This window comes from Nostoc sp. UIC 10890, from assembly GCF_054786515.1.
Genome location: NZ_JBSGKF010000001.1, coordinates 393123 through 405376, shown reverse-complemented (window position 1 = coordinate 405376; position 12254 = coordinate 393123). Strand labels below are relative to the sequence as shown.

Genomic DNA, 12254 nt, shown 5'->3' with positions numbered 1-12254 from the left:
GTGTTAATATAGATTGTCGGTGAGGGCGTGTAGCTCAGTGGACTAGAGCACGTGGCTACGGACCACGGTGTCGGGGGTTCGAATCCCTCCTCGCCCGTTTTTGAAGGCTAAGAGTTAAAAGTTAGGAGTGAAGAGTTAAATTTCTTCACTCCTAACTTTTAGGTTGTTCAATGAGTAGGCATCTGGAGCTAAACCTAGTGCAAAGCGCAGGGAGTTAGATAGGTTTTTGCTCGACTGGGTGAGGAAGATGACAAGTGCTAGAGAAGTCATCACAGCACCATAGCCAAACATATTGCGGTAGCCTACAAGTTCTGCAATAGTACCCAGAAGAGGAGCAGCGATCGCAATTCCCAGGTCAAGTCCAGCTATGCATATAGCAAAAATTTTCCCCCGTTCTTGCGGCAGTGAGCGGTCTGCCATCATGGTGATGATCATCGAGATCAGTGTACCACCACCAGCACCTTCAACGATCGCAGCCAGTAAGAAAACGATCGCACTGTGAGCTTGCCACAGCAATATTAACCCCAAAACATAGCAAAAAATACCAAAGGTAATAAACAAACCACGACCTAAGCGATCGCTTGCCTTACCAGCAAACACCCTGATACTAAAACTAGAAATTGCCGCAACTGTAAAAAACAGTCCGCCATTGAAGTCCAACTCAGTGGATTTGAGAAACAACGATACAAAGGTATGTACAGCACCGACGGACAAACCAACCAGCAACATAACTATAGTTGGAACTCTCACCTGTGGACTGCTCAAGGTTTGCCAAAAATTGTGATTTTCTCCCTGAGTTTGTTCCTGTGTCTGCACTGGTGGATTATTAACTTGGACAATCCCCAAGAGGGCGCAAAAACCCAATTCAGCAGATAGCAGAAATAATATCCCGTAACCACTGGTAGCTTCTAAATACCCTCCCAAGGCGGGGCCAATTGCTAAACCAAGGGGAGTTGTGAGGCTCATGTAACCTATGATTTCACCACGAGTTTCAGCCGGAGCTAAATCTGCGATTAAGGCACTGTAGCCAGTGGTAAAAGCAGCTACGCTAATGCCGTGAAAAATCCGCACCAGGATGAGTAGCCCAAGTGATTGAGTTGCCAAGTAACCAAAGGGTGCGATCGCAGCTACTATCGTACCAATCAACAAGACAATTTTTCGGCCACGTTCATCGGCTAATCGTCCCAACATTGGGCGAGACAGCAACAACCCAATGGCAAAACTACCCATCACAATCCCAATTTCTTGATTGTTTGCGCCCACATGATCGATGTAAAGCGGTAGGGTTGGTAAGAGCGAAGACAAGCTCGACCAGAATAATAAACCTGCTGTAAATAAAACCAGCAGGTTGCTCCGTAGTTCGGCATCAAAGGTATTAAATGCTTTCAAGGTAGATGCTATTGAATGAGTTTTTTGTTATTTGTTATTTGTCATTTGTCATTTGTCATTTGTCTAGAGTCAACCAAATATTATTTACTTCTAACTATTTACTAATGACCAATGACCAATGACCAATGACCAATGACTAATGACCAATGACCAATGACCAATGACAAATCAATACCATTGTTACCTTACTTAACATTTTTTGCTACTACTTCTCGCACGCGATAGATAGGCCTTCCTTGGGATTCATGGTATGTACGCATGAGCAATTCTGCCAAAAGACCGAAGCAAAACAACTGCACACCAGTTACTAGCAGGAGAACTGCCAAAATTAGCAACGGGCGATTGCCAATCATTTCACCTAAAGCCAATTTGACAAAAGTCAAGTAAATTCCGATCCCCGTTCCCGAAACCATTGAAATCAAGCCCAACAGTCCAAAAACGTGCATCGGGCGGGTGAGGAATTTTTTCATAAACAGAATGGTTAACAAATCCATCAATACCCGGAATGTCCGCCAAATTCCATATTTACTGCGACCAAAGCGACGGGCGTGATGGCGCACGGGTACTTCAGTAATTCTAGCTCCTTCAATGTACGCCAAAGCAGGTAAAAATCGGTGTAATTCCCCGTAGAGATTCATATCTGCCAAAAGTTCTGCACGATAGGCTTTCAGCGAACAGCCATAGTCATGAATATTCACGCTAGTGGTGCGGCGAATTAACCAATTGGCAATTTTGGAAGGAAGTAAGCGATTTACGGCACCATCTTGGCGTTTTTGCCGCCAACCACTGACCAAATCGTAACCTTCATCTAGCTTTGCTAATAACATGGGGATATCAGCTGGGTCATTCTGGAGATCAGCATCTAAAGTGACGATCGCTTTCCCGACTGCATAATAAAATCCAGCAGCCATCGCCGCAGTTTGTCCGTAGTTGCGACGCAAAATTACCACTTTTAAATTAGTACGAATTTGCGCCTCTTTCTTGAGAAATTCCCCGGAACCATCTGTAGAACCATCATCCACGCAAATAATTTCATAATTTATTTGACTAGAGGATAAAGTAGATGCGATCGCTTCTAGTAAAAGCGGCAAACTTTCCACCTCGTCATGTATTGGCAACACCACTGAAACATCTGGGACAATTGCTGAAATAGCCCCATTCTCCTCACTTAACCCTTGATTAACCAACCCACTCCTCATATACCTGTGCGCCCTCAGCGTCTCTGTGGTTCGTAACTCTTGATAACTCTACCAGCACCTCGCAGCTGCTGATAGTACGACTGACTAACCGCATCTCCCTGTTCCGAAAGAATATCAATCCCAATTCCATCGCGTCCCTGATCTTTCCCAGAACTATGGATGTAATAACTATCGGCCAAATAAAGTCCGACATGGGTTGCTTTTTGGCTAGTTCCAAAAAATACTAGATCCCCGGCTGCTAATTCTGCAATAGTAATTGGTTTCGTGAATCCTTCCTGTTGATAGGCATCTCTAGGTAGCCAAATACCCACCGAAGCAAACGCCGCTTGCATTAACCCAGAACAGTCATAATTTGGCCCAACCGTACCACCCCAAAGATAATAATTTGATTGTTGCATCGCTTTTTGGGTAAAGGCGATGACCTCTACTAGGAGTTTTTTAATTTCAGCTTCAGAAAATGTTGCAGCCTGATAAGGTACAGTAGCAGATTGTAATGAATCCAAATCGGAAAAGGATACCCATCCCGGATAGTCATCTTCACACAAACACACCTCAATCGCTGAATTTTGCTGATTTGATGTTACCCATAAATGTCGCCCAGATGCGGCTTGAGTTGCCAAGCGTGTACATTCAGGAGAATCATATAAATTCAGGTCAGCTAAACACTGATACTCCCCTGATTTTGGATTTTGGATTTTGGATTTTAGATTAAAGGACATTATTAGAGAATGATTTTTTTTAATAGAGACGAACAACTCGAAAATATTGGTAATGGCATTTTAGATGCAACTTGGGCAGCCTTTCCGACCTTAGCCCGGAATCAAATTGCCATGACTTGGGTTGTTTATGATCCCCCTGTGCTAGTAAATACTGGTGGGGCGCTGACTCCCAATGCTTTTTGGGATCATCCAGTTCGTGGTTTTACTTATCGCGGTGTTGAACGAATTTATCCCGCTAGTGTAGTCAAGCTATTTTACCTGGTGGCGGTAAACGAATGGCTAGAAAAAGGCATGAGTCAAACTTCCAAGGAGTTGGAACGAGCCTTACGGGATATGATTGTCGATTCTAGTAATGATGCTACCAGCTTGGTTGTGGATATTCTCAGTGGCACTACATCAGGGCCAGAATTACCAACCGGGCCCTTTGAAACCTGGAAATATCAGCGTAATATTGTTAACCGCTATTACCAATCTTTGGGTTGGGAAGAATTGGAGACGATTAACGTCTGTCAAAAAACGTGGGGTGATGGCCCTTATGGACGGGAACGGGCGTTTGTAGGTGAGTTACTGGAAAATCGGAATATGTTGACCACAAATGCGATCGCTAGGTTACTGCATAGTATTGTAGGTGGGGTGGCGGTTTCAAGTGGGCGATCGCAAGCAATGATGGCTTTACTCAAACGGACTCTCAACGATTTACCATCCGACACTGAGGAAAATCAGATCACAGGTTTTTTAGGTGGCGGACTTCCTGAAAATACTCAAATTTGGTCAAAGGCAGGTTGGACAAGTCAAGTTCGCCATGATGCTGCGTATATTGAGTTACCAGAACAGCGTCCTTACCTCTTGGTGGTATTTACTGAAGGCAAAGCACAGGCTAAGAGTCGGGAGATTTTGCCCTTTGTTTCTAAACTAGTTGCCGAAGCGATCGCTAGTTTATGACACAATAATGTTGAAACGATTGGCAGATGCGATCGCTAATGGAGATTATGGCACTGGCGATCGCAGACATTAATCCTGAAACTATGTTACTTGCCCAATCAGGCTTTATTCCCGAAGCGTTGCATTACGCAAAAAAGCGATAATGCTATGATATTATAGGGAATGCATTAACATTTCCCTCAATTCATGACATTTGAATATGAAATAGACACTCAAATGTGTGAATAAATATCTGGAGAGGTGTCCGAGCGGTTCATGGTGACGCACTCGAAATGCGTTTTGGGGAAACTCAACGGGGGTTCGAATCCCCCCCTCTCCGTTTAAAAAAATTACTGAAAAACTAGTACACTGTGGCGGAAGTTTGCCTATCTTTAACGAGTTGCTCAAGTAGGGGCAATTCATGAATTGCCCCTACTTGTCTCTGACTTTTCAGCGCATTTGGAAAAGGTAAGGATTAACCTAACCCCCTAACCCCCTTCCCGATGCGGGAAGGGGGAAAATTCAAAGTCTCTCTCCTAAAAGGAGAGAGATTTAGAGAGAGGTTTTCCAGATACCGTGAAAATTCAGACTTGTCTAATTAATTGAGATGATATCTGGATTCAAACATTCAAACCGTGTTGTACTGGTTCATTATTTGCAACTGAGATGAGATGATGTTTCAGTGCTTACTTAGTCAAGTATTTCCCGAAAAACACTAAAATATACACAGCCAACACAGTTTTTTGGGATAATTGAGATAAACTAATGCCATCGTGTGAGGAGTGAACGATGGTAGATCGCAGCCTGGGGCGAGTACTCTCATTTAGTTTTATCAGCATTTGTTTATATCTGGGTATTAGTATAGGAGTCATTATCCGGCTTGGGCAATCACAGCGATTAAACGCTGCTACTACACCTACTGAGCCGGTGCAATTTCCATTAGTTATCCCTGAACTGACGCCATCAACAACAGAACAAAAAACCTTTCCAAATACTATTACCATCAAAGCCGTTGGAGATATTATTCCCGGCACTAATTTCCCAAACCATAGATTACCTCGTTTTCGAGATCAACTATTACCAAAATCAGTGAGAACTCACTTGCAAGGATCTGATATTTTATTTGGTAATTTTGAAAGTAGTCTAACTAATCATCCCTATACTGACAAAGATATTAGTCGAGGCCAAGTCTTTGCCTTCCGCTCTCCACCTGCATACGCCAAGCTATTTGCTGAGGCTGGTTTTAATGTGTTCAATATGTCGAATAACCATGCAATGGACTTCGGGCCTGTAGGATTCAAAGATACAAAGAAAAATCTTGAGGCTGTGGGCATTGCAACATTAGGTCATAAAAATCAAATTCTTTATTTGGAAGCTAACAATATCCCTGTAGCTATGGTTGGGTTTTCTCCTTATGAGATGTATAATTCCATTCATAATTTAGGAGCAGCCCAAGCACTCATAGCAGAAGCCAAAAATAAAGCCAATATTGTAGTAGTCTCGATGCACGCTGGAGCCGAAGGAACCGGGGCGCTACACGTTAAGAATCAGACAGAGTTTTTTTATGGAGAAAACCGAGGTAATTCGATCAAGTTTGCTCGAAACATGATTGATGCGGGAGCAGACTTAGTACTAGGACATGGGCCTCACGTTCCGAGAGCGATGGAAATTTATAAAGGAAAAATCATTGCCTATTCTTTAGGAAACTTTTTGGGATATAGGACTTTATCTACAAATGCCCAAACAGGTGACTCAATGATTTTAGAAGTTAAACTCAACCCGGCAGGAGATTTGGTATCAAGTAAAATTATTCCTGTTCGGATGGATAGACAGGGAATCCCTCAGATTGATCAGAGTTTTCGGACTGTTAAACTTATGCGTTATTTGAATAATCAAGCTTTTCCCAAGAATCCGGTGAAGATTAATAAGAAAGGGGAAGTTGTTGTACAAAATAGGCTTGCTCCTCGCGAACTCTCTTTAAAATAATTCGTAATTCGTAATTAGTTAAGAGGAGCCAGTACTGTGCTGGATTCACTGCGCTGCTTGATCAAAATCCAAAATTGACTAGTTATTGATTTTGTAGCTTTTCCTCAAACTTTTCAACATTCTGGGGTTGAATATTAGTTGGTGTATTTTGCTTTTCCAGTGTTGGTACTACTACAGCAGAAGGATCTGATTGTCTGGATTCCTTTGGTGGCAATGGTGGTATAACCACAGGGTTGGACGGACTCACGGGTTGAGGAGATACAGAATCTTGATTAGAAGCGGGTAAGTTATTTTGGGGCAAGGGTGCGGGAGAAGCATTCCGAGATGAGCGGATTGCCCGTAGTTTCTCCACTAGCGAGGGTGTGGGTGAAACACTAGGTGAAGGTGTGGATTCTTCAGAATTGCCGCTTTGTGATTCTTCTGTAGGGATGCTACGGGGAGATTCTTCTTGGGAAGAACGACGATTACGCCGACGCTGTTTGGAATTAGAGGCGGGTGCTGATTCGGTTTTTGACGTGCTGTTAGTGTTTTCACCCGGAGATGACGATGTACTATTGAAGTCAGGTACTTTCGCGTCTGGTTGTTGAGTGGGCTGTTCAAAAAGCGGCTTTGCAGTTGGCTGCTGCTGAGATTTGGGTAATATGCTCGTGATCCCAAAACCTGCTGTAGCAGCAACTAGGGCTACACCTATACCAATAAATACCTGAGATGATCCCAGCTTTTTAGCCAGTGCAGGTTCCTTAGCGATGCCTGGGTTGGGCTGCGCCAACGCAGATGGTCTATGAATACGATTTTGGCCGGTTTTCCCAATTATAGTTGCTGCCTGCTGTGCAGATAAATTAACAGTTGGCACTGCGTAAGTGGGTAAAACTTGCGGTGTTCCATTCACCCCATTTCCAGGTAGCAATTGCAGCCACTCAGCAACCGTCGCTGGCCGAAAACGAGACTCTACCGCCATACCGCGCATTACTGCCTGGTTGACAGCAGCGCTTAAATGTGGTTGCAGTTCACGAGGGGAAGGCATTTGCTCGCGATCGCGCAATAATGCTGGCATGGGAACTTGGGCTGTTAATAGTGCATATAAGGTTGCAGCTAAACCATAAACATCTGTGGCGGGTGTACGTGGCGCTTGCGTCAAGTACTGCTCAATGGGGGAATACCCTTCAGAAACCAGACCTGTGTGAGTTTGCCTCACACCCCCATTAAATTCCCTGGCAATGCCAAAATCAATTAATACTACTTCCTGCGTTCCCAGGCGAAGGATGATATTATCTGGTTTGACATCACGATGTAACAAACCATTGTTATGTACTACCTGCAACGCTGCCCCAATTTGCCGGATGTAATGAATTGCTGTGGCTTCTGGCAAAGGTATTCCTGGTAATACAAATGCGTCTCCCAAGGTTTCCCCAGGAATGTATTCCATTACCATATAAGGCAGTCCAGCTTCCACAAAAAAGTCACTAACTCTGACTATATTTGGGTGTATACACGTAGCTAATCGTCTGGCTTCATCTTGGAATTGGCGCTCGAATTTAGCAAAATCAGGATGTTGTCGCAGCCGTTCATTGATGGTTTTCATCACCACCTCCTGACCCAAGTAGTGATGCGTAGCTTTAAAGGTAATGCCAAAGCCACCCCGCCCTATTTCTTGAATTAGGGTATATTTTCCATCCTGCAAAATTGTGCCTGCTAACATAAAGAGTCCTGAGTCCTGAGTGAGCAGATAAGTAGCGAGTCCTGAGTCTTGAGGGATTTCCCAAAAATTTTCCCATATTTTTATCAGGCAGGGTTCTTGCCTGTCTATCCTACGGGATGATTTCGTTGTTGGAATTCCTGAAGTGAGAAAGACCTCCCCATGATCACAACAGTTTTATCTTTCTCAGATGATAGCGCGGGAATGCGGCAAGCCTAAAGCGGAAGACGAGCTAATACCAATTTTGTATGAAGTTCCATCTTGGCATTACCAATGCATATAGAAGAAGTTTCTTCTATAACAGTCATGAATTTATACCTGATTCATGAAAATTCTAATTCAATTGCTCTCCAACTTGCCTAATTATATAACTCCTGAAATATAATCTACGGTAATTATATCGACAAAAAGTATAATAAGCTCTAATCATCACTAATTCTATCGGCAAACCGTATATTATGGATAAAGCAATAAAATAACCTACTTCAAAAGACAGATTTTGAAGTAATCAAGCAATATCTTTTGATATCTGGCTAATTTTGCCGTTTTTATTGAATATCTTCTCAAAGCTTGCTCCCTTAGAGTATTTACCAAGCTGGCAGACATTAGAAAGTTAGAAGGAGTGAATGTGATCAACGCCATACAAATTAACGAAAACTTGACAACTACAGGACAAGTCATACCAAAACAGCTTGAGCAAGCTATCCAAGAAGGTTTTAAGTCTGTTCTCAATTTGCGATCGCCTGATGAACTAGGATTTTCTCAGGATGAGCAAAAAGTCGCGGAAGCATTGGGGCTGTATTATCAAAATGTTCCACTCAAGGTGGATCTGAAAAATTTGAATGAAGAGGTGATTACCAAAATCCTCACGACACTCGAACAAATCCCGAAACCAGCAGTTGTGCATTGTGCCGCCGGGATGCGATCGACTGGAATTGCGCTATTGAGTATCGCTATCCAGGAAGGATTAACACCAGAGGAAACCTTAGCAAAAGCAAGAAATCTCGGCTTTGGATTCTTTGAACACGCTGGCGTTAGTCCCCGATTGAAGGAATTATTTGTGGACTACGTTAACAAACACGCCAAGGTAGCTGTACCTGCTAGCTGATCTTAAATATTAGTGATTTCTAATTGTTATGTCCTAATAGACTAGTACCGTAAGGCGGAATTAAAAATTAAAAATTAAAAATTAGAAATGAATCCAGCATAAGGGTTTCGTTGATTTGGAATGATTGGTTTATTTCCGCCGTGTTGTACTAGACGGCTGTTATACAAATCATTAAATTAAAAACTGCTCTTGCTGAAAGTAGACAAGAGCAGTTTTTAATCGCAAAGCCCAAAACAAGAATTTAGGCATCTTCAAGTTCAAATTGAGCCACCGTAACAGCATTCAAAGCGAAAGCTAAAACTAATGGCATTGGCGACTGAAACCAAAAGGTAAAAAGAATAGCTAGGATTGTGCCGATTACTGCGGACATTGACCACAGTCGTTCTTCAATAGTCAGTCCTTTTTCGGCTTTAATCAATCTAAGAACATGAACTGGGATTGGTTCTGGCATTACCCCACCCGGAGGGAAAGCCCAGAAGTTGTTACGTCGTTCGACAAATAAATCTGTCCAGCCATTTTCTTGGCACCATGCCTCAATCCATTGAAGTGAGTAATGATTCATCATCGGGTTTCGGAGTTTGGTTTGTGGAAGTTGTGTACTTGGTGAATGTAAACTCTTGGAGATTCCTGAAGAACTAACTAATCGCTATAAAATTAACGCTAATTATCCAACTTTTAAGCTTTGTTAAGCAATTGAGACGCATATAATTACGCTCAAACCTTGCTTTCATTAATTAAAAGACTAACAGTTGATCGGGTCTGTTGAATTTAAAAGACAATAAACTTTACTTGAGAAATTGAAAGTCAAGAAACGTAAATAAGTTGGTGAGTATTACTGCTCAATAAAACTCTTTATATCCTGAAATTCAAATCTAAAAATGAAGAATTGTGAACAAATCAATAAGTGTAGACATAGCTCGTTATATGGATTGCTTTATCCAGCTAAACTATTCCTTTAGAGTTAGAAATCTCAAGTTTTATCTGCATCAAAAGCGATAGATTATGCTCTGGGTCTATGTTTTGCTAAAACTTGCTTGATGTGACAGGTAACTTATACTTAGTCATTGCGATTTATTATCTGATATTTAATTTTAGTGCGATCGCAGATTGCCACTCTCTACCTCAAGTAGCAGGGATAATTTCGCTAAGGTAAGAAGTTTCTGCTCTTTTTGCGTTACAAAATATTAAGCAACGGAAATACACGTTCTCCAAGTCCAGTAGCAAGGCTGCGAGTCTCAATTAGTACGATCCAGTCTTGCTAATATTCAAGTGCGGTAATGAAATGCGGCGATTATACACTAAATTGGCTCTCAATATATTTTGGCGGCAAGGGTTGGCATTCCTTCTCGGAATTTTTATCTGGTGTGTGGCCGATCCAGCAGTGGCAGTAGACTGGACTCATCCACTGTCATTTAGTAATGCAGAGTTATCAAGACGTGATTTTTCTGGACAGAGTTTGCAAGCTGCGGAGTTTTCTAACGCCAATATGGAACTGGCTAACTTTTCAAACGCTGACTTACGGGGAGCAGTTATGAGTGCTTCGGTGATGACAAAAGCAAATCTCCACGGAGCGGATTTAACGAATGCAATGGTCGATCAGGTAAACTTGACTAAGGCGGATTTGAGCGATGTAGTTTTCAAAGAAGCTCTTTTGCTCCGCGCCATATTTAATGATGTAAATATAGACGGTGCAGATTTTACAGATGCAATTTTGGATAGAGCGCAAATTAAAGAACTGTGCGAAAAAGCCAGTGGTGTGAATTCCAAAACAGGCGTGCAAACTCGTGATTCTTTAGGATGTCAATGAAGCGTGTTGGTGTAATTGGTGGCGGACAACTAGCCTGGATGATGGCGGATGCAGCACAGAAGCTAGGAGTAGAATTAGTAGTACAAACTCCAAGCGTTCACGACCCGGCCGTGTCAATCGCTCAGGAAACTGTTTTCGCGCCAGTTGATGATGCAAGTGCTACGGAAATATTAGCTCAAAAATGCGATGTTATCACCTTTGAAAACGAATTTGTTAATCTGCAAGCTTTATCTGGTTTAGCACAGCAAGGCGTTTGTTTTCGTCCCAAATTAGAAGCTTTAGCTCCTCTTTTAGATAAATATCATCAGCGTTGCTATTTACGTGATTTGGGCTTACCAGTTCCTCAATTTTTCGCTCTTGAAGAGGGGGAAAATCTTCAATCCGAAATAGAATATCTAGGTTTTCCAGTAGTTTTGAAATCCCGCCGTCATGGTTATGATGGTCAAGGTACTTTCATAATTCAGGATTTTGCTACTTTAGAACAAAAGCTAAGTGATGAAACCACAACAAAGACTTTAAATCAATCACTATTCTTGTTAGAAGAATTTGTTCCTTTTGAAAGAGAACTAGCAATAATTGCAGCTCGTTCTGTGGAGGGAGAAATTGTCACTTATCCAGTAGTGGAAACCCAACAAGAACAACAAGTGTGTCGGCGGGTGATTGCGCCAGCCGAGATTACACCTAATCAAGTAGCAGAAATCCAAGCGATCGCACATACTCTATTAAATAGCCTGGAAGTAGTGGGGATTTTTGGAATTGAGCTATTTCTCAGCGCTGATGGCAAAGTACTGGTAAATGAAATTGCACCCCGTACCCACAATTCTGGGCATTTTTCTCTTGACGCTTGCGAAACTTCTCAGTTTGAGCAGCATCTTCGAGCCGTTTGTGGTTTACCTTTAGGGAATCCGGCTTTGCAGTGCGCTGGTGCTGTAATGGTTAACCTACTGGGGTATGAAAATTCTCACAGCGACTACCAAAGCCAGCGTCAACAAATAGCAGAAATTCCCCAGGCGCACGTTCACTGGTATGGGAAGACAGAATCACGTCCTGGGCGAAAGTTAGGGCATGTCACTGTTTTGCTAGATAATCACGATACAGAATCGGCAGGTGCATACGCCAACAACATCGCCCACACCATAGAATCTATCTGGTATTCCAGGTAAATTGAGCAGAAACTTTTGATGTTGAACACACAACATCTTTTGAAAAGCTATAATGAGTGAGTTGCACTACGACGTTGGTGACTGCCATCAAGTTTTTTGATCTATGCCTTTAATGACAAGGGAGTCAACTGTTCTCGCGGCAGTATACCGGGCATGTACCCGGAAACTTTAAACGAGGAATTTAGGTTCCCACCTGGATAAACCCAGGTCATAAACTTAGGTAAAACGGCGTCGCGGTGAACTTAAAATTATTAGCCCCCAAATTC

At 42.5% G+C, this 12254-nt stretch carries 10 protein-coding genes, 2 tRNA genes and 1 other RNA gene; 8 read left to right on the top strand and 5 right to left on the bottom strand.

Features of this window, described 5'->3' with window-relative positions; translation table 11 throughout:
* The first annotated feature begins 23 nt into the window (after positions 1-23).
* A tRNA-Arg gene (locus tag ACWATR_RS01750) sits at positions 24-97 on the top strand.
* Positions 98-135: 38 nt separating this feature from the next.
* Here the strand turns inward: ACWATR_RS01750 and ACWATR_RS01745 are convergent.
* The 3 genes from ACWATR_RS01745 to ACWATR_RS01735 all read right to left on the bottom strand — a co-directional run bounded on the left by ACWATR_RS01745 (position 136) and on the right by ACWATR_RS01735 (position 3307).
* The gene (locus ACWATR_RS01745) at positions 136-1389 is read right to left on the bottom strand and encodes an MFS transporter (protein ID WP_460328892.1); all 1254 of its coding nucleotides are present in this window, start codon (positions 1387-1389) and stop codon (positions 136-138) included.
* Between the two features lie 185 nt (positions 1390-1574).
* Positions 1575-2588, bottom strand: coding sequence for a glycosyltransferase family 2 protein (locus ACWATR_RS01740; RefSeq protein WP_460328890.1), 1014 nt, complete (start codon positions 2586-2588; stop codon positions 1575-1577).
* Between the two features lie 14 nt (positions 2589-2602).
* Positions 2603-3307, bottom strand: coding sequence for a C40 family peptidase (locus ACWATR_RS01735; RefSeq protein WP_460328888.1), 705 nt, complete (start codon positions 3305-3307; stop codon positions 2603-2605).
* 9 nt (positions 3308-3316) lie between these two features.
* Here ACWATR_RS01735 and ACWATR_RS01730 point away from each other — a divergent pair, with 9 nt between their 5' ends.
* From ACWATR_RS01730 to ACWATR_RS01720, 3 genes are all read left to right on the top strand, one after another.
* Entirely contained in the window at positions 3317-4249 is a 933-nt protein-coding gene (locus ACWATR_RS01730; RefSeq protein ID WP_460328886.1) for a serine hydrolase, read from the top strand.
* A 234-nt stretch (positions 4250-4483) separates the two neighbouring features.
* Positions 4484-4568 (top strand) — tRNA-Ser (locus ACWATR_RS01725).
* Between the two features lie 449 nt (positions 4569-5017).
* Entirely contained in the window at positions 5018-6214 is a 1197-nt protein-coding gene (locus ACWATR_RS01720) for a CapA family protein (protein ID WP_460328884.1), read from the top strand.
* A gap of 82 nt (positions 6215-6296) precedes the next feature.
* Here the strand turns inward: ACWATR_RS01720 and ACWATR_RS01715 are convergent, their stop codons facing one another.
* Positions 6297-7913 carry a serine/threonine protein kinase gene (locus ACWATR_RS01715; RefSeq protein ID WP_460328882.1) on the bottom strand — a complete coding sequence of 539 codons (1617 nt, stop codon included), beginning with the start codon at positions 7911-7913 and terminating at the stop codon, positions 6297-6299.
* A gap of 625 nt (positions 7914-8538) precedes the next feature.
* Here ACWATR_RS01715 and ACWATR_RS01710 point away from each other — a divergent pair.
* Complete coding sequence (locus tag ACWATR_RS01710; protein ID WP_460328880.1) at positions 8539-9018, top strand: protein tyrosine phosphatase family protein; 480 nt, start codon at positions 8539-8541, stop codon at positions 9016-9018.
* A 241-nt stretch (positions 9019-9259) separates the two neighbouring features.
* On the opposite strand, the gene ACWATR_RS01705 is transcribed toward ACWATR_RS01710, so the two are convergent.
* The gene (locus ACWATR_RS01705; protein ID WP_176726984.1) at positions 9260-9583 is read right to left on the bottom strand and encodes a slr1957 family protein; all 324 of its coding nucleotides are present in this window, start codon (positions 9581-9583) and stop codon (positions 9260-9262) included.
* A 717-nt stretch (positions 9584-10300) separates the two neighbouring features.
* On the opposite strand from ACWATR_RS01705, the gene ACWATR_RS01700 reads away from it, so the two are divergent.
* The 3 genes from ACWATR_RS01700 to ssrS all read left to right on the top strand — a co-directional run bounded on the left by ACWATR_RS01700 (position 10301) and on the right by ssrS (position 12232).
* Positions 10301-10825, top strand: a complete 525-nt coding sequence (locus ACWATR_RS01700) for a pentapeptide repeat-containing protein (protein WP_460328877.1) — start codon at positions 10301-10303, stop codon at positions 10823-10825.
* The gene (locus tag ACWATR_RS01695; RefSeq protein ID WP_460340141.1) at positions 10822-11988 is read left to right on the top strand and encodes a 5-(carboxyamino)imidazole ribonucleotide synthase; all 1167 of its coding nucleotides are present in this window, start codon (positions 10822-10824) and stop codon (positions 11986-11988) included. Before ACWATR_RS01700 ends, ACWATR_RS01695 begins: the two co-directional genes overlap by 4 nt.
* Before the next feature lie 60 nt (positions 11989-12048).
* Positions 12049-12232: non-coding RNA, 6S RNA (gene ssrS, locus ACWATR_RS01690), on the top strand.
* The last annotated feature ends 22 nt before the right edge of the window (positions 12233-12254 follow it).

What these genes read in the sequence shown, in the direction of transcription:
- ACWATR_RS01735 (WP_460328888.1), bottom strand. Translation starts at nt 3,307, where the DNA reads ATGTCCTTTAATCTAAAATCCAAAATCCAAAATCCAAAATCAGGGGAG.
- ACWATR_RS01705 (WP_176726984.1), bottom strand. Translation starts at nt 9,583, where the DNA reads ATGATGAATCATTACTCACTTCAATGGATTGAGGCATGGTGCCAAGAA.
- ACWATR_RS01715 (WP_460328882.1), bottom strand. Translation starts at nt 7,913, where the DNA reads ATGTTAGCAGGCACAATTTTGCAGGATGGAAAATATACCCTAATTCAA.
- ACWATR_RS01740 (WP_460328890.1), bottom strand. Translation starts at nt 2,588, where the DNA reads ATGAGGAGTGGGTTGGTTAATCAAGGGTTAAGTGAGGAGAATGGGGCT.
- ACWATR_RS01730 (WP_460328886.1), top strand. Translation starts at nt 3,317, where the DNA reads ATGATTTTTTTTAATAGAGACGAACAACTCGAAAATATTGGTAATGGC.
- ACWATR_RS01700 (WP_460328877.1), top strand. Translation starts at nt 10,301, where the DNA reads ATGCGGCGATTATACACTAAATTGGCTCTCAATATATTTTGGCGGCAA.
- ACWATR_RS01695 (WP_460340141.1), top strand. Translation starts at nt 10,822, where the DNA reads ATGAAGCGTGTTGGTGTAATTGGTGGCGGACAACTAGCCTGGATGATG.
- ACWATR_RS01720 (WP_460328884.1), top strand. Translation starts at nt 5,018, where the DNA reads ATGGTAGATCGCAGCCTGGGGCGAGTACTCTCATTTAGTTTTATCAGC.